Origin of the sequence: Candidatus Uabimicrobium amorphum, from assembly GCF_009002475.1 — a bacterium.
Classification (GTDB): Bacteria; Planctomycetota; Uabimicrobiia; order Uabimicrobiales; family Uabimicrobiaceae; genus Uabimicrobium; species Uabimicrobium amorphum.
Genome location: NZ_AP019860.1, coordinates 4,042,642 through 4,063,932 on the forward strand (window position 1 = coordinate 4,042,642; position 21,291 = coordinate 4,063,932).

The window sequence follows — 21,291 nt, forward strand, 5'->3', positions numbered from 1 at the left end:
TTACTTAGAAATTAGAATATCCACATAGCCCTTTGTTGGCAAAGGCTTTACAGAAGTATCGTGAAGTTCTAAAATCCATAGTCCTTTTGTTGCAGAGGCTTGCACTTCTACATTTGACTTTGCAGGAAAGTTATAAGTGGCCTCTACGATACGGTTGGTATCAATAGCAATGCGTTGTGTTAATTTTGCCGGAGAATTGTCAGGGTCACCAAAAAGAGGTTGGAACAAAATACTTTTCGGCACATTTTGAAAGCCAGAAATAGTAATGCGAATATTTCGCGCAGTCTCTTTACTAAAAGACAAATGGCGAAAATTCACCATCAACGTTTCGACATTATCTCGCGTAAATTGCAACTGGTTGTCTTGAAATTGTGCTTTCATGGACACAGGAAGTCCAAGAACCGCATTTCCTTCCCACTCTATTTTGACGTTAACGCTTTGTTGTGGTTGCGGAAAGTTCATGTGCAAACTGTACTCTTGATCTTTTCCAAGCACACCGGCATCAAATACCATCTTGGGATCATAGTTAACGGTCACTATTTCATCAATAAAGAAAGATTGTTTGTTTGTCGACGCGTAGACAATTTCTTCCTCTGATTTGTCAAAATTACTTCTTTTTACCACCGAAAGTTCATTCGCCAAATCTCTTTCAATCCACAATACTTTCTTGTTGGTAAAGTCGATCGCAAAATCCATATCGTCCATTTGCTTTTGTACGATAATTTTGACTGATTTTGCCTTCATATCAAGTTGCATGACTCTAGCATCGTTCACATCAAAGTTCATAGAGAAAAATAGCTGATTATTCTTTCCATCGACCTTAACTTCATCCATGGAAATTATTTCTCCGCCAGTAGATTTTGAATATACCACTTCTTCATTTGAACCATCAAAATCTTTTCTTTTGATCACGCTTTCCTCAGACTTGTTTTCTATCCAATACGCTCTTTTGTTAATCGTATCAATGGCAAAATCTAAATCGAGATCCAAATCTAGTCCACTTTTTTTCACAAGAATATTAGATTTCTTTGTTGCTAGATCAAGCTGAACAAGACTTGCTTCTTTATCTAAGATGTTACAGATAGAGAAAAATAATTGATTGTTAAACCCATCGACAACAACTTCATCAATATGGATTAACTCTGCTCCTGCGGGTAGAGCATATATAACTTCTTCATTGTTTTTCGTAAAATCTTTTCGTTTTATCACCTCAATAGGATTTGCTGGATCTTTTTCTATCCAGTAAACTCTGCGGTTGGCAGGATCAATAGAGAAATCTAAACCAATCACTGGTTTTTCCACTAGGATATTCGAAGTTTTACTATTTAAATCAAACTGCACAATACGCGATTGATCTATTCCATTGTCAGCAGAAAAAAACAAGCTGTGTTCAGAATAGAGAGTACTGAAAGCTATTAATACAAAGAGAATTAAACTTTTGTTCATTTTTTCTCACTTTTGGAAAGGACTTTTAAATTTTTTCGAACAAAACGTAGCCTGTCACACCAAGCCCATTGACTTAAGCGTAAACACTTATAATAAAAGACTTACCTACTCGTGTCATCCCTGACTTGATCAGGGATCCACGAATATAAGTCGACTTTATATTGCTGGATCCCGTATCTTTCCAAAAACCTTCGGTTTTTGGGTACGGGATGACAAGTGTTGTAAACCTTTTTAGGTTTTACACTTACCTCTTAAGTCTATGGGCTTGACCTGTCACACTTATCAAGACAAGCTTTAATTGATGACACTTTTGAAAATTTCCTATTTATCGCAAAAGACGATCAACGATCGGAATTGCATTAGGAGCAACCACAGTGTAAAAAAGTTTACCACGCAAAAGTTTTTCCGCCGCAACAGAAACTTCTCCGCGATCGTTTGTCGTATGACTGACACGATAACCGAAGTCTGAAGTATATACGGTCACAATGGCGTTCTTTACTTTGCGTTCATTGGACTGAACCCTAAACACAGCTTTTCCAGCTTGGTAATCGACATGAACTTGAAGTTCAGACTGTTTGCCATAACGCGGTATCAGTGTACAATCTCCAAATAGATTGCACTGCTCGGCCATTTTGTTGCCTTCGGAATCGTCGTCGTCTCCCCATATTTCCATCGCGCGAATGCAACCTGCAAGTTCCTGCGCCCCAAACGTCAAAGCACTATTGTTGATAATAGAATTGATTGTTGCCGATTGTTTATCACACGGAGGTATCCACGATTCGTTTGTCGAAGCGGCTTCTACTGCCACCGCTCCCCCATCTTTTTTGCGTAGCCATGCTTCGGCAAAACATTCGTCAAGATGCACGAATTTACCATTAACACACGCCACACTCCAAATCACCGGATAAAGACCACTGTTGGAAAGTTGATGAATGTCGTCATTGTTAAATCCAGAAGAAACCCAACTGATTGGTGTACCATGTCCAATATAGCAAATGATACTGCTTCCCCTATTTAATGCTTCGGTAATTTTAGCAGGATTTGCCCCAGGATCATACACGTCGGTAAAAGAATCGAAACCATTTGCCAATAACCCGCCGTTTTCGATGGGCACATTTTGTGATTTACTACCACCTTTTTGCAGCCATTCTGCTCGTTGCCAATCTTTAAAATGACCTTCATCACTTGCAACACAAATACCGTTCTTTAGCCATTTGCCTTTGGCTGGATTTTGCTCGTATTGCATAATTTTTTCGAGCTGAACAGCAATATCTTGTGGTGTATCACCCGAAATTCTCGAAATACAAGCATCGGGGTAATTATCAAAACCACGTAAACGTACATAAACTCGGTCAGCAGCAGCCCCTTCTTTGCTTCCTTCAAATGTTGGCATTGGTTGGCAATCTTCAAAATACGCACTGTATTTCGCGTCTCCCATCAGCACGACATAGTCGAAACGCGTTGCGGATTTGTCAAATAGTCTTTGTATATCATCTTTTATTTCAAAAGATCTGTCGCGATTTGATGTGGTATGTGTCGTAACTTCATAGCCGGCTTTTTGCTTCCATTCGATCCATGGCTGAATCGTTTTTGTATACTCCACAGGAGTCACAACTAAAAGTTTACGACTTTCGCGAATCTGTTGTTTGGGTAAATTTCCATAGCCTAAAAATGTATTGCGGTAAAGATTATCATATACCTTACTAGGAGAAATAGGTTTAAAACGTAGTTTAGCAGAATCTTTGGCCTTGAATTCAAACGCGACGACAACTTTCTGCAAAATTTTCATTTTATTCTGCACGTGATTAAACCTTACCGGCAAAACGCGTAGCCTTACCCCACTAATGTCGCGAAATTGAAAACACTGTCCCAAGGAAAATTGAGTTGTAGGCCAGTAAGAGTCTTGTCCATAAACCTCATTAAACTCAAAATCGACATCTTTGGGATTGATGTCTCGCGTTAGGTGCCCTTTGGAAGGAATAATGCGCTGCGTAATGTTTTTTTCGACTTCAACCTTAGAAACAACGCGCATACTTACCTTACAATTGTCCGGTACACACAATAATTTTCCCAATTTAGGTATGGTAGGATACCCTTTTTTCATCAGCACAGAAGCACCCGGAATACTTATGTTAGAACATACAGTTTCCCCAGCAAGTACTTGTTCATCGTGGTAACCTGGAATCGATATTTCGATTTGCATTTCTTGTGCACTAAAGCGCAGAACCTTCACTTGTATTTCTTGGTCCACTTGCGCTTGTGGGTCAATTGCTTGCCACTCTGCATGCATGCCAATGCCAATCAAAATTAGCATTAAACACATCATTTTTTTCATCTGTAACTCCCCATTTGACATTTAGATACGTTTTTTTCCAAGATTATACCATAAACGACGCGCATTGAAAAATAAGTAAAAATGCATTTCTATTTTTTTGGGAACTTTAACGTCGTATTTTGCGACTAAGGCATCATTAAGGTTATTGGTCTTCTTACATATAAGCTACTTATACAAATTTTCAAACGCATTTTCGTATGAATAGTACACCAGGAGCAATGGAAAAAGGAAGGTATATTATGAAAGAATCTAAACTCGACAGGATAAACAAAATCTACAAAAACTTGTGCGATGTGTTTATCGAAAAGGAAGGCACAACGATTTTCACACAGACCAAGGATATACTAAAACCTTTACTGTATGACTTAGCCAAAATTACATTTTACGCATCCGTGGTACAAAGCAAGGAACAAGTGCAAAATTTACACACCATTACCAAATTGTACGAGGAATCTCTACAAGACGCGCACTTTATGGTCACCGACCAAATAAAAAACGACGCCTTAACGCGATTAAATAAACTCATACATGACATGGCACTCAACATAGGGCTTACGATTTTATTACCTCTTTCGAAGCAAAAAGTCATGATAAAGAGTGTTACCTAAATAAAAAATGGGTGATGTTAACACCCATTTTTTATTTTAGGCTCTTTGCTACAAGTAATTCGAGGAACTACGTACTGCATCTCGCCATTCAACTTCATCACCTGACAAACAAAGCTGTTTACCTTTGGTATTGGGATCATAACCGTACTTTTGCCTGGCACAATCAATGACACGTTTCACAATTTTATTGGTAATCACAATCTGATCCCCATTTGAAGTTATGTATCCATCGGGGCGACGAACAAACGTTTCATCATAACCAAAAATTGCCATCATGTATGGCCCGATGTCATTTGCAGGCCAAATCCCAACAGAAATAGATCCGGGGCCTCCTTTTGCACGCCAACGATACTCGATATCATCTACCACAATTTTTCGGCTATTCTTTTTGCTTCGCATAATTTTCTCCCATAGTTAGTGGTTCACTTCTTTATATAGGACTTCTTTTTTACAAAAAATGTTTGACAAAATATTCTCAAAAAAATATAGTTGTACAAAACAACTATCTCAAAATAAAACTTTTTATCAATACAACTATAATAGTCATCATTGTTTTCTATGGGAGAGTAAAATGACCGCGACAAAAATGCACAATGAATTTGTATCGTCTGTACGCCAGTCTTCGCGAGGGATGGTTCGTGAGTTAGGGTTATTAGCGGGCAGACACCAAAAATTGGAAGTGACGTATTCCGAGGGACATACTCTTTTAGAAGTAGAAAAACACAAAATGCTTACCATCGGCGATTTGGCAAAAATTCTGCAACTTGACAAGTCGACAATGAGTCGCGTTGTTTATGAGCTTATCCAAAAAGGATGTTTAGAGTACAGCCAAAATCCAAACGACCGACGCCAAAAACTAGTTCATCTTACTCCGCAAGGGCAAAAACAAGTTGACGCGATTAACAACGTCGCCAATAGTCATGTACAAAGAGCTTTAGACCTACTCACCGCAAAAGAACAAAAATTAGTAGAGCAAGGCCTTGCTCTTTATGCAAAAGCGCTGGCAAATTGCCGCCAAGAGCAAGAGTTTACTGTACGAGAAATTACCAAAGAAGACAATGCCGCAATGGCATCAATCGTACGTCGTGTCCTAGCAGAATTTGAATTTTCCGGGCCGGGAACAGCCGCAGACGATACCGAACTTGAGGATATGTTCGCCACTTACAACAAACCCAAAACAGCGTACTTTATTGCGGTAAAAGATAATCGCGTTATTGGTGGTGGAGGTTTTGCTCCGTTAAAAGGAAGTAAATCTGATATTTGCGAGTTGCAAAAAATGTACTTACTTCCCGAGGCACGCGGACTAGGTCTTGGAGAAAAGCTACTGCGGCAGTCCCTAGAAAAAGCCAAAGAAATGGGATATAAAAAGTGTTACCTAGAGACGGCATTTGCCATGAACAAAGCGCGTAATCTTTACAAAAAACTGGGCTTTACGGAACTAAAAAAATCCATGGGAGATACAGGACATTACCGTTGTGAATGTTGGTATATAAAGGAATTGTAAAGACAATGCATTGGATACATTTTGCCGTAATCGCCATGATCAGCCATTCGGCGTTGATGATTATTCTAAAAGAGGTTACCAACTCTGGGCTGCAAACAGAGATCATCAATTTTTATTTTTTACTATTCACCACAATCGTGATCTTTTGTTTTGCTGCCACGAGAAATGTGCGTTTTCAAATACCCGGAAAGTTTGTGGTGTGGTTTATGGTTCTGGCAATTATCGCATTTTTCTACAATTATTTTGCAATGAAAGCCATTAGCGCCGCACCAAATCCAGGGTATGTCGTCGGTATTTTGTCATGTAATATTATTATCATCACCATTGTGGGCTCCCTTTTATTTGGCAATCCTTTACCAACGACGAAAATCGTAGGCATTGCTTTAATGGTATGTGGCTCACTACTAATCACCATGGTCTAAAGAACACATGTTTTTTTTGATAGTGGCATTTTTCTAGTGTTCTGTGGTATTGTAAATAAAATCAAAACCAATGTTTCCAAGATAAACTACATTTCATCATGTTTTCGGGAACGGGATCGGGGTCGGGAACGGGATCGGAGTCGGGAACGGGAACAGTATTTAAGGAATATGTCGTGATCACCGTACATCACTTAGAAAGCTCACGTTCACAAAAGATATTATGGCTATTAGAAGAACTGCAACTAGAATACAAAATTGAACACTACAAACGCAACAAAGTAACCAACCTAGCGCCACCTGAATTAAAAAAAATACACCCACTAGGTAAATCTCCGGTGGTGACAGATGGTGAAAACGTTATTGCGGAAACAGGTGCCATCATTGAATATTTTGTAGATAAGTACACAGATAAAAATTTAAAACCCGCCGCGGGCACACCTGAGTATATGCGTTATACATACTGGTTGCACACCGCCGAAGGCTCGATTATGCCGCTTCTTGTTATGAAATTGATTTTTGGTGTGATCAGTACAAAATCACCTTTTTTTGTAAGGCCTATTGCCAAGGCGATTTCCGGTCAGGTGAATAATTCGTACATAATGCCGGGGCTAAACAATATGTTTGCTTATATCGAGGCGGAATTGAATCGTTCTTCATGGCTTGCTGGGGATCAATTTTCAGCGGCGGATATCATTATGAGCAATCCCGTAGAAGGGGCCATTGCCCAAGGAGTGGTGTCGCCAAATCAACATCCCAAAATATATGATTTTCTTACCCGAATTCAACAGCGCGAAGGGTACCAAAAATCTGTAGAAAAAGGTGGTACCTTTATACCAACGAATTCATAGACTATTCAAGTTCCCGATAGCTTTTGCAAAATGCTATTCGGGAACGTATAAATTAGGGAGTCGTTTACTTTTTTCTTTTGCTGAAAAAAATTAGGCCAAAGAATACAAGTAAACAATACGTTTGTGGTTCGGGAATGGCAGCAGTAACGGTAACCGTAGTCCCATCGTCCGAAAACATCTGGATCAAATCTATATTTCCACCGTCTACAGCCGCAAAAGACGCAAACGGTATATTATTGTGAATAAATTCTGCCATGTCTTCAAATGATTGATTGTCAAACTCTGCGGGACCAAAACCAAACTCAGAGGTATTACCGGTAACACCTACTCGATTCTCTAAACGCAAAGTATTATCATCATTGTGATTAATAAAAGCTAAAACAGCTCCTTCAAGTGGATTTCCTTGATCATCGAGAATCCCTCTTGAACCAAATCCATTAATGTTGCGAGAGCCAAAAAAATCAACAAAATCAACATTGATAATATCACCGCTATTGTCAAAAATACGAAAATTTGCCGATGACAAAAAGTTGGTAATGTCTTGACCAGGGCCTGTTACACTACCAACAAAATCGGCGGAATCGAGAAGCCACTCAAAAGTGACCACATCCCCAACATCTACACTGCTGAGATCAAAGAGACCAGCAGTTTTTACAACTTTGTCAACTTCCCCTGTTGCTCTTATGGATATAGTTGCTGCCGAGACATAAGACATTGACAGCAATAGTAGCAACACAAATGTAAAACGAGAAAACATATATTCTCCTAACTATCTAAACCTACAAAAAGTTAATTTTAGCGTTTTTGTAGTCTCAGGAGTGCGTTTTCGTAGTGGATAAAATGACCGCCAAATCCGATAAAACCAACCAGCACTCATTATACAATAATTTTGCGACTTCCCCCATATAAATTTTTGATCAACTTTCAACCACGACATACGCTACCAATCCACCCGACATTTTGGCAACAACTTTCTAATTTCAGCTATTTGGTTTTCTGTAAACAGGCTATCCTTTAAATTAAGATACGTAAGATTTTGCAGTTTCTCTATACCCTGTGGCAGTTTTGCTAGCGGATTATCTTGTAAGTAGAGGTGGGTAAGGTTTTGCAGCTTTCCTATTTCTCTTGGTATCTTCGTCAGTTTGTTTGTATGCAGAATGAATTCGCTAAGATTTTTGAGTTGCCCTATTTTTTCTGGTATTTCGGTGAGTTGATTGTTACCTAGCCAAAGATGAGTAAGACTTTTGAGCTGCCCGATCCCTTCTGGTAAACCTGTTAGGTTATTGGAAGACAAACCAAGGCAAGTAAGGTTTTTGAGCTGTGTTACCTCTTTTGGTAACTCTGCGAGGTCATTGGAAGACAAATCGAGATAAGCAAGATTTTGGAGTTGACCGATTTCTTTTGGTAACTGTGTCAATCGATTATCGTACAAATCAAGTGTAGTAAGATTTTGAAGTTGACCGATTTCTTTTGGTAACTGTATTAACCGATTACGGTGCAAATCGAGTGTGGTGAGATTTTGGAGTTGACCGATTTCTTCTGGTAACTGTGTTAACCAATTATTGTGAAAATAGAGTTCCGTAAGGTTTTGAAATTGTTTTATCTCTTTTGATAGCTCTGTTAATTGGTAACGGGACAAATCAACAACAAACCCATTAGAGAATCCACAATTCGTAAACTGATAGCCTTGTATTGTGTGAAATTTAACGCGAGATCTAAAACTACAATCAATAAATAAGCAATTTTGAATAGAGTAGTATTTATCTTCGTTTAAGTAAAACGCACAGCATATGTACTTGGTATTGTTTTTTATGTCTTGTAAGGATTCGTTTTTTATTGTTTTCATTTGTTCTCACTATTTTGTAATTTTCCACAATACAAACTTATCATATTTTGTTTTGGGAAACAAAATCAATCAGGTGTGCTTTCATGAATGATTTTTCCCCAAGGAATGAAATGCCAATGATAGTAGTTAATGCTGTAACGTTTCTTATCTTCCCACTCATAAGAAAAAATGACAATATTGCGCAACGATATTTGTACTCCCAAATATCGAATTTCTTGTGATTTGATATAATGAGCAACATCATAGTGCGATTTGTATTTTGCACCGAGGAAACTACAGCAACAAACGGCAAAAAAAGAAATAAACAACAAAAATGTGTACAGTGTTTTTGTCTTGATTGACGACATGCGATCATCCTAATTCAACAGAAAGCTATAAAATGGCGATATTACACCAACAAATTTGTCCAGACCTGAAAATTGTGTTTACCATTCCCAATGAGATTATCAGCCTTGGCGATTTAATAGCAACAAAAACCACAGCACAGATTTACAGCGACATGGATGCCATTTTTATCGAAGACTCCACTTCTCAGGTTCTCGTCAATGATAACAAAATTTTTATTCACCAGCTAAAAGAAGGTGATGTTATTCGCGTCGACGATATGCAACTAGTGTTTTCCGAGAACAAAATTGTTTTTCCTCCTTTATATTACAATAAATGGCATTGCGTACGCGAAGTATGGTCCAAGAGCGATAGTGTTAGTGTCGGAGGACGAGGAGCCGGGGGAGAAATAGCACTTGACAGTCTTTTTCTTAGCTGTGTTTTTGAAAACGAACGCGATTTTCCCGACAAATGCTTATATGAAGGCTTGCTTCATGAGTCAATTGTTGTTGCAAGCTACAGCCTTTTGGTTTTATTATACCGCAATAGTAAGTTATTAAAAAATACACAGTGGAAAAACCTGCACACAGGTAAAGTCCGCTACTACTATGGTTGCGTTGTTTCCAGCTACACGTGGAATGAGTTTGTTCAGCTAGGCAAGCAAAAAATTATTCCAGGTCTAGATGCGTACCGAGGATACCTACAAAGATGTTCTATTCCCGAACACAGTAAAATGTTACAGCGCTTTTTAAAGGATTGGCAGTACAAAAATACGGATATGTGGCGTAACAGTGAAAGAAACTACGTGGTTTTACTAGAAGATGATTGCGATCACGCATCACCCAAATATGGAAAGTACGGTAACTCTTTTGAAGGCATGCGCTATAGCGCGGAATTGTTTTTAACTTTAAGAAATGTCTTTGGTAATAACATAGATATGAATCCTTTTTTCATGAAAATTTAGGTGTATTTAAAAAAAAACAATTGAGATCAGATCAGGCTATTTGTTATCAAAAAAATGGTGCCAGACTGAACCAGAAATCTTGAAAATTTTTCTACAAAAGGAGATGCTATGAATCCTGTGTTCGCATGTATACTTTTTGTGTTTTTTGTTGTTATAGCGTTGGTAGGACTAGCAAAAAAAAGAACAAGAGAAATACTGAGTAAGTTTACAGACAAAGAAATTTTACAAAAAGCATCCAACGCCTATTTTTTTGGGACACCGGAAATACTGTGTAAATTTACGGACAAAAAAACTCTAGAAAAAGCATATGATGGCAATTTTTATGGGCGGGGCAATGGTGTCCTTGTTTTGCTAAAAGATGAGTTGTATTTTGAAATGTGGAGTCCACAAATAAAGTTGCGTATCCCTATTGACTATATAACAAAAATAAAAATCAAACCTTATTTATGGTTCGAACTGCTAGAGGTGATGTTTAACGATGGAACAGATTCTGCTGTTTGGCGTATAAAAAAGCCAAAGAAATGGCAAGAATCGTTACAAAAATTGATTTAGTTCAAAAAATTATGAATTTGGGAGATGTACAGTAGCAATTGTGGTGTAAAAATGTCATCATGGTTTTAGAGCAGGGCGGATTTAATCTGCCCTGCATGTACTTTTTTGTATGCGTCTATTCTCGGATTTGTCGCTCCAAATCGTTGAAATATGATTGCATAAATCGCGAAAAATAGCTTTCGAGATTCGTCATTTGTTGGAGCAGTCTATTTTTGTCTTCATCATCTAAGGCGGCTTTTGAGGAACCTAGTTGCGAGTACATAAGGGTTAACCCCCCTGGACCTTCATCATCATAAAGACCACGCAACTCATCCAGTTTTTCTCTTACGTTTTCAATGTAGCCTGATACTTTTCTAATGATTTTATTTAGATCAGGATCTTCGGCATCTTCTAATTTTTTCTTTAACTTAGAGACTTTCTTTAAGGCATCATCTCTTTCATCTACTAGTTCTTCGAGCTTCTGTCTTTTGAGACTTGGCGGTTTTTTATCAAATGACTTATTGATAGATTTTTTTATTTTGTTAAATTTTTTCCCCAACTCACTCAAAGCTTCCAGTTCTTTTTTGCGTTTTTTCTTCTTAAAAAGCTTAGACATTTTATTAACATATTTGGCGGTTTTCATGTGCATTTTGGAGTAAGTGGCTCCTAGACGTTCATGATCACCAAAGATATCTCGTTTATATATTTTCGGATTTTTATCTTTATTTTTGAATTTTTTGTCTAAAGCTTTCAATAGGTCTTCAATTTCATCACATTCATTATTTACTTTTTTGTCTTTCAGGCTTTTTTCAAAATCTTTTTTCTTGGTTTTACCGATTGCCTCGGCATATTCCTCTAGAATATTTTTCCATTCTTTTTTCCACTTACCAGCAGTTACATTTGCAAAAATAAGTGTGGTAAATGAAAGAATGATAAGTATGCATAAGTTTTTGTGCATATATATCTCCTTGATAAAAGTTTATTTGTGTATAGTGTTACTTCATTTAAACAACAATATCGTTCGCTGTTTTTATCACAGGCCAAGATTTATCTTCACTCTTGACAAATGCTGCGAGGGGATCAAATTGGCGCAGGTAATTTTCGGACTGCGCTGTAATTTCGGCATCTTGATCAAAGATAAAATCTAGATCCGTCAACTCTTCAATAACGCCAACAGCCACTTGATAAAGAGTTAGGTCCAAAAAATCTTTGCCCTTTTTATCTTGCCACAGTTCGTCTTGTTTCATCAAAAAAGCCACTGTGGATAGCTCGCCGCTTGGTTTGGTTAAGACGATAACTTTCCAAAAAGCGCTGGGAATTTGAATGGCCCGATATTCTTGGTCGCGATCGCTAAATATGGGCCCTGTGAAAACACACATACGGCGTTGCGACTGTTTTGCTTTATCTAGTACCCAATTTTCCAATTCAAGCCATTCATCTTGGTTAAAGTTTTCGTGTTGTGGTGCCGCATTTGTATAATGAAAAGTATCGCTACTAGCTTTGTGTGCATCTTCTCCCCACGCCACAGCAGTTCGGCGAACAAGATGGCCACGATCCCAAGGATTTCTTGAATATGCTTCGTTACCAGTTTGGTATTCTCCCACGCGCTCGTCGTGACGCCATTTTCCAGTCCTCGGAACCGAAACTAGGTTATCACCATCGATATTATGCGCTGTATATATCGCTAATTTTCGCACGCGATTCATTACGATAGAAAAGTGTGTGTAGTCAAAAGCTTTACCTTTACTCAGCGAGTCTTGTAAAGCATTGTCTTTTAGTCGTGGAAGATGTATCTTGAATGCCTCGATAAATTTTTCATTGTAACCCATGGGTATTCTCCCTATAGTTTATAGCGAACGTAATAGATATCTCGATGTTTTCGGGCTATTATACTAAAATAGACCTCAATTAAATATCTTTTATTTGCTGACGTTCACACATACATATTATGATGTGAGTTTTCGATACGTTCTCACAAAATAACCAAAACGTTTCTTACCAGGAATGAACTACATTTATATTTTTTATTGATGACATAATATTTTGAGAGAAACTATTATGCAAACAGACAATACAAACACACAATATTTTGATAAATACAAAATAATATCGGAAATTGGTCGTGGTCGCATGGGGATTGTATACAAAGCTTTTGACTCTAAATTGCGTCGTGTCGTTGCTTTAAAGATTATGAATAATGCCGAAACAAAAAGTATACAGCGGTTTATGTTAGAGTCTACCGCTCTTTCAACTCTTGACCACCCTAACATTGTAAAATTTTACGAATTCGGACATAATCCGCGTCCACACATAGCAATGGAATACTTAGAAGGTATTACATTAGAAAACTATATACAAACCAGAAATATTTCTGGTACGTCGCTACTTGATATTATGGAAAAAATTTGTCTTGCTCTACAACACGCGCATCAAAAAAATATTCTGCACCGCGATATAAAACCATGCAATATCATACTCACAGGAGATGAAGTAAAGGTGATGGACTTGGGCTTGGCAAAACTCACCGACAACCAAGTAAATTTAGTGCGTTCGAGCGAGTTTGAGGGGGCGATTCACTATATGTCCCCCGAACAAATACAAGGAACGACAAATCGAACAAGTGACATCTACGCATTGGGGGCCACGTTTTATGAGTGTTTGACATATCGTCCGGTGTTCCAAGGAAACTCTAACGTGAGTATTCTCGCACAAATTGCAAAAAAAGACCCCATTCCTCCGCGAGAACTCAACCCGGATATTTCGCCATACATGGAAGCAATATGTTTAAAATGTCTTGCAAAAAAACCACAAAAACGCTACCGCAGTTTTGGCGAGTTAGCACAAGAGTTCAAGAATTTTAAAATGCAACGCGCCATTATTGCCAAACAATACACTTCTTTTGATAGAATAAACCGTACGGTTGCGCAAAATAAAGTAATATCGATCTTGCTAACCACGGTTTTTTGCATCTCTATTGTTTTTAGCGCTGTGATCTTTTCCACCTTGGTGGAAACAGAAAGACAAAAAAATGCGGCAATTTTAGCCAAAAATAATGCGGAAAAACGCGAAAAACAATTGCAACAGTTCAATACAGCGATTTTACAATCGCTCAATTACCTCAGTCAAAGTAAACACAAAAACGTATTTTTGGACAAAAAATTTACAGGTCCTATATCTAAAATATTTGCCCGCTTTCAAAAGGCACATGAAAAAAAGGAACTCCGTGAACATACACAACCAATGATTCGCCAACTACAAAAATATATAAAATAAAACATTCAATTTGGGGGTTTACATCATAATGTCCTCGCAAAACACGGTTTACAATCTTGTACAAAATATTACTCCGCAACAACGTCATTTTCACTGTATACTTAACCAAGAAAGTAAAAGTATTGTGTACGGCGAATTATTACAACATATAGAGGAAAAAGTTACTCTTTTCCGCGAATGGGGAATAAAACGTAATGAGCGTATAGCCATTGTATTGCCTAATGGCCCCGAGATGGCAAGCGCCTTTTTAACCGTTGCTTGCGCAGCAACAAGTGCCCCTCTCAATCCCAAATACACAGAAAAAGAATACAAATTTTATTTGACAGACCTCAATGCAAAAGCAGTGATTGTTCCTCATGGAGAGGCTTCTCCGGTAAGAATTGTGGCTGATAAATTATCTATCCCTATTTTAGAACTACAAAGCAATATCGAAAAACCAGGAATGTTCGATTTAACTAAGCCGTCACAACTTCCCACACAAAGCGTTACCGACGTTGATTTTTGTCAAGAGCAGGACATTGCTCTTGTTTTACACACATCAGGAACGACATCGCGACCAAAAATAGTACCTCTATCCCACTCAAACATATGCAATTCGGCAAAAAGCATTTGCCGCACACTGCAACTACAATCACATGATTGTTGTTTAAACATTATGCCTCTTTTTCATATTCATGGTTTGATGGGAGTATTGTTATCATCGATTGTCGCGCGCGCAAGTATTTGTTGTACGACAGGTTTTGCGATGCAGGATTTTTTTTCTTGGGTAAAAATCAACAACCCAACATGGTATAGTGCCGTTCCTACTATGCATCAGGCCATATTGATGGAATCTTCTGCCAGTAAAGATATCATAAAAAACAGCCGCCTACGACTCATCCGCTCCTCATCTTCTTCTCTACCTCCCGTCGTCCTTAAAAATCTAGAAAAAACTTTCTCTGTACCAGTTATTGAAGCGTACGGTATGACGGAGGCATCACATCAAATGACTAGCAATCCCCTTCCACCGAGTAAACGTAAACCTGGATCTGTGGGTATTGCGACAAACATTGAAGTTGATATCATGGACGAACAAGGTAATATTCTACCCACCGGAAGTGTTGGCGAAATTGTCATAAAAGGAAATAGCGTTACAAATGGCTATGAAAATAATCCACAAGCAAACAGTGAAGCATTCGTAGATAGTTGGTTTCGCACCGGAGACTTAGGGTACCTTGACCAAGATAGATACTTGTTTATTAATGGTCGCGTTAAAGAAATAATCAATCGCGGTGGAGAAAAGATTTCGCCGCATGAAGTTGATGAAGTGCTATTGGAATTTCCACACATATGCCAAGCTGTTACCTTTGCGGTTCCCCATAAACGATTGGGAGAAGACGTTGCGGCTGCGGTCATTGTCGAAAAAGGATTTACCGTAGGTGAACAACAATTGCGCAATTTTGCCTTTACCAAACTTGCGGAGTTTAAAGTTCCCAGCCAAATTATTTTCGTCGATAAAATTCCTCTTGGTCCTACAGGAAAAATGCAACGCATCGGTCTAGCTGACAAATTAGAAAACGAACTCAAACGACCATGCGTTCTTCCAAGTGCTCCATTAGAAAAAGAGATCGCAAAAATATGGAGTGAGGTTTTAGATGTAGATAACTTGAGTATCCACGACAATTTTTTCATTTGTGGTGGAGATTCGCTAATGGGAGCACGCGTAGTTAACCGTATCAACAAACAATTACAGCTACAACTACCGATTGAAATATTATTTCGCTATCCGACAATTCAACAGCAATATCAATTTATTTGTGAAGATACGAAAAAACACAATTTCTCGCAAAGCATTCCTCGCGTATCGCGAAGTGAAATAACTCCACTATCTTTTGTTCAGGAACGCGTATGGTATCTCCACAATATCGCTCCTGAGGGTATTACTCACAATCGCCCTTGCAATCTGCTTCTATTGGGAAAACTCAACATTAATATCTTGCAAGAAAGTTTGCAAAAACTCCTCCAGCGTCACGAAACACTACGTATGTTAATTGCAATGGATTCGGTGGGGAGACCTGTACAAAAAATATTGGAAAATACAACAATGTCGTTATATATGGTCGATTTATCTTCGTTCGACCAACAGCAACAGCAACAGGAAATTCAAAATCATTTACACAACGAAGTTACTACACCATTTGCCATAGAAAAAGAAACAATGGTACGTGGAAAATTACTAAAGGTCAACGCAGAAAAGTATTTATTACTAATGACGTTTCACCATATGATTTTTGACGGTTGGTCACAGTACATATTCATTCGCGATTTAGCCAATATTTATCAAGCGACTAGCGGTGGAGAATCTGTAGATCTAAATCCCCTACCCATACAGTACACAGATTTCGCCGCTTGGTCGCGGAAACAAGACTTTCGCTCACGTATAGCTTACTGGAAAGAGCATCTGGCGAACTTACCTATATTAGAACTCCCTAAAGACAAAATGCGTCCAAAGTCACAGTCCTACCAAGGAAAAAAAATACCATTGTCTTTTACTAAAACAACCTATCAAAATTTAAAAGCACAAAGTAGAAAACATGAAGTGACGTTGTTTACCACGGTGCTAAGCGTGTTTTATACATTACTGTACAAATATTCACAGCAACAAGATATTGTCGTCGGGGTACCATTTGCTGGACGCGATACAGTAGAAGTCGAAAACCTAATCGGTATGTTTATGAACCCCTTGCCTATGCGTATCTGTTTAAGTGATGATATCACTTTTGCCGATTTACTCAAAAAAGTCCACACAACTTACCTACAAGCGCATAGCAATCAGATGCCACTGCAATTGATTAGCAAAGAACTTGGTGTAAAGCGTAGTGCCAACTACGAATCTTTATTTCAAACGTTATTTATTTTTGAAAACTTTCCTACTCTTCCGAAAAAAATGGACAATATTGACATTCTCCCGGAGAAAGATCCAAGTGAGTTCTCGTTTTTAGATATTTCTTTTGAGTTTGTGGATAATCAAAACGAACTACAAGGGTTCTTCTTCTATGCTACAGATTTGTTCCATGATGCAACAGCACAAAAGTTCGTAGATCATTTTTGTCACCTAATCGACGAAATCATAACAAATCCACAACAGAGAATTTCGCAACTACAAATGGTTTCCGACGAGGAACGTGCACAACTCATCGCGATTTCAACAGGACCACAACGAGAAATTTATCCAAGGTGTTTTCATGAGTTATTCACAGAACAAGCCAAAAAAACGCCTAATCAGACAGCAGCTATTTTTTGCAATCAACGAATCACATATCACCAACTCGATTGCCGCGCGAATCAGCTAGCACATTACTTACACGCACAACAACCTGCAAAACTAATTGCTATCCTAATGGACCGTAACCTAGATTTTCTCGTAACAATACTTGCTATTTTCAAAATGGGAGCGGCTTATTTACCTCTTTCCCCAAAGCATCCGCAAAAACGACACCAGCAAATTATAGACAGTAGTGGCGTTTCCCACATCATCACTTGTGATCAATACAGTGCCCTAGCCAAAAAACTGTGTGTGAATAAGATTTACAATATCTCTAGTATAGATTTTGAAAAATTGCCTACCCAACAGCTAAATATTTCGACGGAACTGCAAGACTTAGCCTACGTTATTTACACTTCTGGTTCTACTGGTTTACCCAAAGGAGCAATGGTGAACCACAAAGGGATGGTCAACCATATCTATGCAAAAATAGAAGATTTAGAATTAACGGCACAAGACATCATTGCCCAAACCGCTTCGCAATGTTTTGATATCTCTGTGTGGCAATTTTTAGCCAATTTGCTTGTGGGTGGCTGTGTGCAAATTTTCCCTGACGATGTAGTGTATGACCCTCAAACCTTAGTCCATGAAATAAACGACAACCAAATATCTATCTGGGAAACAGTACCGTCACTAATGAAACTAATATTAAACGTTTTGAAAAACGACCCCATGCCATTCGCACGCCTACGATGGTTAATTCCCACGGGAGAGGTACTTTCTCCACATCTTGCAAAGGAGTGGTTACAGAGTTATCCGCAAATTCCGTTGGTAAATGCCTACGGACCAACAGAGTGCTCTGATGACGTTACTCATTATGTGATTGATACCCCTCCCACTACAGATGCTCATAATATGCCTATTGGTAAACCTATACGTAACATAACGACTTATGTTCTCGACAAAAATTTACATATACTTCCCGTGGGGATTCCCGGTGAACTTCATGTGGGAGGGGTCGGAGTTGGTGATGGTTATTTAAATGATGAACAACGTACAAAAAAAGTGTTTATTAAAAACCCATTTAGCCAAACCTCAACGAAATTGTATAAAACGGGTGACATTGCAAAATACTTGCCTGATGGCAATATTCAATTTTTGGGGCGATTGGACAATCAAGTGAAACTAAGGGGGCTACGTATAGAGCTCGGAGAAATCGAAGTTGCTTTAGAGCGGTATCCACAAATACAACAAGCGGCCGTAGTATACAATGAACAGTTACTGATTGCCTACATTGTTACACATAGGGAATATGCAGAGAAAAATTTGCGCATATTTTTAGAAGAAACTTTACCTCAATATATGATTCCACAACATTTTGTATGTTTAGAGTCTATGCCATTAAACGCCAATGGCAAAATCGATAGAAAACAACTGCATTTACCACAAAATTTAGCGGTTTTGCCCTATCAAGAACCGCGCAACAAAGAAGAACAAATTATTGCTGAAGTATTTGCAGACGTTTGCCATTGTGAGAAAGTAAGCGTTCACGACGACTTCTTTGATTTAGGAGGACACTCTTTACTTATCTTTAAGTTACGAAAAAAAATTCTACAAAAAACGAATAAACAAATTCCTATCGCTGCCGTTTTTGAACATAAGACAGTTGAGTCATTGGCAAAATTTTTAAAATCTATACCATACCGACAGTAATAAAAAACGCCGTAGTCTCTCAAAGAAAAGAGACGGAGTATTGTCAATTGTGCTAAAGTTTTAGAAATGAATCTTCACGTATGCAAATCAATGGTGAATTGCATACGCCTTTTAAACTTACCGAGTTTCCGTTAGTGTGCTTCAAATTGTTTAAAGTCATGATACACATATACTTTGCATTGTCATGCACCATATCATCAGACACTCATGAAGACATCAATACATAATCGAATAAACAGCCTACAGACTCGATGACCAAATCAGGCTTTACCCACGAAGTGCGCACGAGTTCTTCGCGATATTTACCCGTTTTTACTAAAATACCTTTCAATCCACAATTTTGCGCACCACCGATGTCAGCCTCAATGTCATCTCCGATCATGGCAACTTCATGTGGTGGCAAACCCAAACTTTGCAGCGCCAACTCAAAAAAAGACGCGCTTGGTTTTCCAACAACAGTGGCCTCTTTTCCCGTAACATACTCTAAACCAACAACCAGTGCTCCAGAATCTAACTGCAAACCATCTTGAACTTGAAAATATTTATTTTTGTGTAGCGCAATGAATTCCGCTCCCGCCATGACCATGCGAAAAGCTTTATTGAGTAACGCTAAATCCCAACCTTTTTCCATAAAACCCACAACAATCACTTCGGGTTTTTCGCTAATGGTAAATTCCGCGAAGTCCTTCTTCGCTTCCTCTTCGACAAACAAATAACATGTGCGTTGTTGTTGCTCACGCATATGCAAAACAGCGGCGAGAGGCGAATGAAATACCTCATTTTTTGCGATGGGAAATCCTTGTTTCTGCAATTTCTTATGTAAAGTATCGAGAGACTTTGTCGAAGTATTGGTGACAAAACGATAGGGAATTTGTTGTGCTTTGAGTTTTTCGATTGTGGCCAATGCACCAGGGATAAGATCATTCCCAATACTCAACACTCCATCAATATCGAACAAAAAGCCTTTTATATTGTCGAAAGCCATTTTGAGTCTCTTTCATCGAGAAAAACATCACAAACCAATTCGTAAATAATGAATTTTCTTATTATAGCAAAATCACCCACGCATACTGTAAAACTACTTTTCATTTGTTTCCACAAATTTGAGTGTGGTAGCTATGAAAATTTTTTTCTATAATTGGGGAGTATTATCATTTCAAAATTAGAATATAAATATATACAAGGAGGACAAAATGAGTATCCGCACATTGTTAATGACCGTCTCTTTTATATTAAGTGTGTTGATAGGTTTAGTTGTTTCGCAAAGTGGTGCAAAAGCAACAAGTAAAAGTGATGACAAAATTGTCATAGGTCTTTCTCTCGATACTTTAAAGGAAGCCCGCTGGCAAAAAGATCGCGATATCTTTGTCGCATGCGCCAAAGAACTGGGTGCCGACGTATTGGTACAAGCGGCGAATAGCGATGACACAACGCAGATGCAAAACATCGAAGCGCTTATCAGCCGCAATGTCGATGTACTCGTAATCGTTCCTCACAATGGCAAGGCAATGGCCAAGGCCGTAGAAAAAGCTCATGATGCCGGCATACCAGTCATTGCTTATGATCGCATGATTACAGATTGCGATGTCGATGTTTATATTAGTTTTGACAATGTAAAAGTTGGCGAAATGCAGGCCAAATTTTTATTGAAAACGTTGAGCAACCACGGAAAAATTATTCGCGTGTATGGATCAAAAACCGACAACAACGCCTTCTTGTTTAAGCAAGGACAGGACAACGTATTGAAGCCTTTTATTGAAAAGAACATGATCGAAGTCATTCACGAAGATTGGGCCGAAGATTGGAAGCCTGAAAATGGCAAAAAAATTGTCAATGCCGCCATTTCTCTTCACGGAGACAACTTTGCTGCGGTACTTGCGGCAAACGACGGCACGGCTGGCGGTGCGATCCAGGCACTTACCGAAGAAGGTCTAGCGGGAAAAGTCAAGGTCATCGGACAAGACGCCGAACTTGTTGCTTGCCAACGCATTATACAAGGAACGCAAACAATGACGATCTACAAACCGCTAAAAAAACTCGCGTTACGTGCGGCGCGCCTAGCCGTCGACATGGCCAAACGCAAAGTCATTATTGCCAAGGAGAGCATTCCCAATGGAAAAATTGACGTACCAACAATCGCAATTGATGTGCAGGTAGTTACCAAAGAAAATATGGAAGACACAATCGTAAAAGATGGTTTCCATAATCGCAAAGATGTATACGGTGAGTAGTC

Annotated in this window: 18 protein-coding genes; 9 read left to right on the forward strand and 9 right to left on the reverse strand. The window is 38.6% G+C overall.

Going from position 1 to position 21,291, the window contains the following annotated elements; genetic code table 11:
* Both UABAM_RS14555 and UABAM_RS14560 read right to left on the reverse strand, forming a co-directional pair.
* Window positions 1-1,446 (reverse strand): hypothetical protein, encoded by a 1,446-nt coding sequence (locus UABAM_RS14555; protein ID WP_151968735.1) that lies wholly within the window; start codon window positions 1,444-1,446, stop codon window positions 1-3.
* 325 nt (window positions 1,447-1,771) lie between these two features.
* The gene (locus UABAM_RS14560) at window positions 1,772-3,781 is read right to left on the reverse strand and encodes a C25 family cysteine peptidase (RefSeq protein WP_173013327.1); all 2,010 of its coding nucleotides are present in this window, start codon (window positions 3,779-3,781) and stop codon (window positions 1,772-1,774) included.
* A gap of 239 nt (window positions 3,782-4,020) precedes the next feature.
* Between UABAM_RS14560 and UABAM_RS14565 the strand changes: the two genes are divergently transcribed.
* Window positions 4,021-4,389 carry a hypothetical protein gene (locus UABAM_RS14565; RefSeq protein WP_151968737.1) on the forward strand — a complete coding sequence of 123 codons (369 nt, stop codon included), beginning with the start codon at window positions 4,021-4,023 and terminating at the stop codon, window positions 4,387-4,389.
* 48 nt (window positions 4,390-4,437) lie between these two features.
* Here the strand turns inward: UABAM_RS14565 and UABAM_RS14570 are convergent, their stop codons facing one another.
* On the reverse strand, window positions 4,438-4,788 hold the full coding sequence (locus tag UABAM_RS14570) for a hypothetical protein (protein ID WP_151968738.1): 351 nt from the start codon (window positions 4,786-4,788) through the stop codon (window positions 4,438-4,440).
* 172 nt (window positions 4,789-4,960) lie between these two features.
* Between UABAM_RS14570 and UABAM_RS14575 the strand changes: the two genes are divergently transcribed.
* From UABAM_RS14575 to UABAM_RS14585, 3 genes are all read left to right on the forward strand, one after another.
* Window positions 4,961-5,893, forward strand: a complete 933-nt coding sequence (locus tag UABAM_RS14575; RefSeq protein ID WP_173013328.1) for a bifunctional helix-turn-helix transcriptional regulator/GNAT family N-acetyltransferase — start codon at window positions 4,961-4,963, stop codon at window positions 5,891-5,893.
* A 5-nt stretch (window positions 5,894-5,898) separates the two neighbouring features.
* Entirely contained in the window at window positions 5,899-6,315 is a 417-nt protein-coding gene (locus tag UABAM_RS14580) for an EamA family transporter (RefSeq protein ID WP_173013329.1), read from the forward strand.
* 173 nt (window positions 6,316-6,488) lie between these two features.
* Window positions 6,489-7,163, forward strand: coding sequence for a glutathione S-transferase (locus UABAM_RS14585; protein ID WP_152022010.1), 675 nt, complete (start codon window positions 6,489-6,491; stop codon window positions 7,161-7,163).
* 64 nt (window positions 7,164-7,227) lie between these two features.
* On the opposite strand, the gene UABAM_RS14590 is transcribed toward UABAM_RS14585, so the two are convergent.
* From UABAM_RS14590 to UABAM_RS14600, 3 genes are all read right to left on the reverse strand, one after another.
* Window positions 7,228-7,920 (reverse strand): hypothetical protein, encoded by a 693-nt coding sequence (locus UABAM_RS14590; protein ID WP_151968741.1) that lies wholly within the window; start codon window positions 7,918-7,920, stop codon window positions 7,228-7,230.
* A 183-nt stretch (window positions 7,921-8,103) separates the two neighbouring features.
* Window positions 8,104-9,009, reverse strand: a complete 906-nt coding sequence (locus tag UABAM_RS14595) for a leucine-rich repeat domain-containing protein (protein WP_151968742.1) — start codon at window positions 9,007-9,009, stop codon at window positions 8,104-8,106.
* Between the two features lie 65 nt (window positions 9,010-9,074).
* A complete protein-coding gene (locus UABAM_RS14600) occupies window positions 9,075-9,356 on the reverse strand; it encodes a hypothetical protein (RefSeq protein ID WP_151968743.1) in 282 nt (93 codons plus the stop codon).
* A 32-nt stretch (window positions 9,357-9,388) separates the two neighbouring features.
* Here UABAM_RS14600 and UABAM_RS14605 point away from each other — a divergent pair, with 32 nt between their 5' ends.
* Window positions 9,389-10,297 carry an FHA domain-containing protein gene (locus UABAM_RS14605; protein ID WP_151968744.1) on the forward strand — a complete coding sequence of 303 codons (909 nt, stop codon included), beginning with the start codon at window positions 9,389-9,391 and terminating at the stop codon, window positions 10,295-10,297.
* A gap of 108 nt (window positions 10,298-10,405) precedes the next feature.
* Window positions 10,406-10,849 (forward strand): hypothetical protein, encoded by a 444-nt coding sequence (locus UABAM_RS14610; protein ID WP_151968745.1) that lies wholly within the window; start codon window positions 10,406-10,408, stop codon window positions 10,847-10,849.
* A gap of 115 nt (window positions 10,850-10,964) precedes the next feature.
* Here UABAM_RS14610 and UABAM_RS14615 read toward each other — a convergent pair whose 3' ends face one another.
* Both UABAM_RS14615 and UABAM_RS14620 read right to left on the reverse strand, forming a co-directional pair.
* Entirely contained in the window at window positions 10,965-11,786 is an 822-nt protein-coding gene (locus UABAM_RS14615; RefSeq protein ID WP_151968746.1) for a hypothetical protein, read from the reverse strand.
* A gap of 46 nt (window positions 11,787-11,832) precedes the next feature.
* Entirely contained in the window at window positions 11,833-12,657 is an 825-nt protein-coding gene (locus UABAM_RS14620; protein WP_151968747.1) for a DNA/RNA non-specific endonuclease, read from the reverse strand.
* Window positions 12,658-12,886: 229 nt separating this feature from the next.
* Between UABAM_RS14620 and UABAM_RS14625 the strand changes: the two genes are divergently transcribed.
* Both UABAM_RS14625 and UABAM_RS14630 read left to right on the forward strand, forming a co-directional pair.
* Complete coding sequence (locus UABAM_RS14625; protein ID WP_151968748.1) at window positions 12,887-14,101, forward strand: serine/threonine protein kinase; 1,215 nt, start codon at window positions 12,887-12,889, stop codon at window positions 14,099-14,101.
* 28 nt (window positions 14,102-14,129) lie between these two features.
* The gene (locus tag UABAM_RS14630) at window positions 14,130-19,058 is read left to right on the forward strand and encodes a non-ribosomal peptide synthetase (RefSeq protein WP_151968749.1); all 4,929 of its coding nucleotides are present in this window, start codon (window positions 14,130-14,132) and stop codon (window positions 19,056-19,058) included.
* A 205-nt stretch (window positions 19,059-19,263) separates the two neighbouring features.
* Here UABAM_RS14630 and UABAM_RS14635 read toward each other — a convergent pair whose 3' ends face one another.
* Window positions 19,264-20,043, reverse strand: a complete 780-nt coding sequence (locus tag UABAM_RS14635) for a TIGR01458 family HAD-type hydrolase (RefSeq protein ID WP_151968750.1) — start codon at window positions 20,041-20,043, stop codon at window positions 19,264-19,266.
* Between the two features lie 208 nt (window positions 20,044-20,251).
* Between UABAM_RS14635 and UABAM_RS14640 the strand changes: the two genes are divergently transcribed.
* Entirely contained in the window at window positions 20,252-21,289 is a 1,038-nt protein-coding gene (locus tag UABAM_RS14640; RefSeq protein ID WP_151968751.1) for a sugar ABC transporter substrate-binding protein, read from the forward strand.
* Window positions 21,290-21,291: the final 2 nt, after the last annotated feature.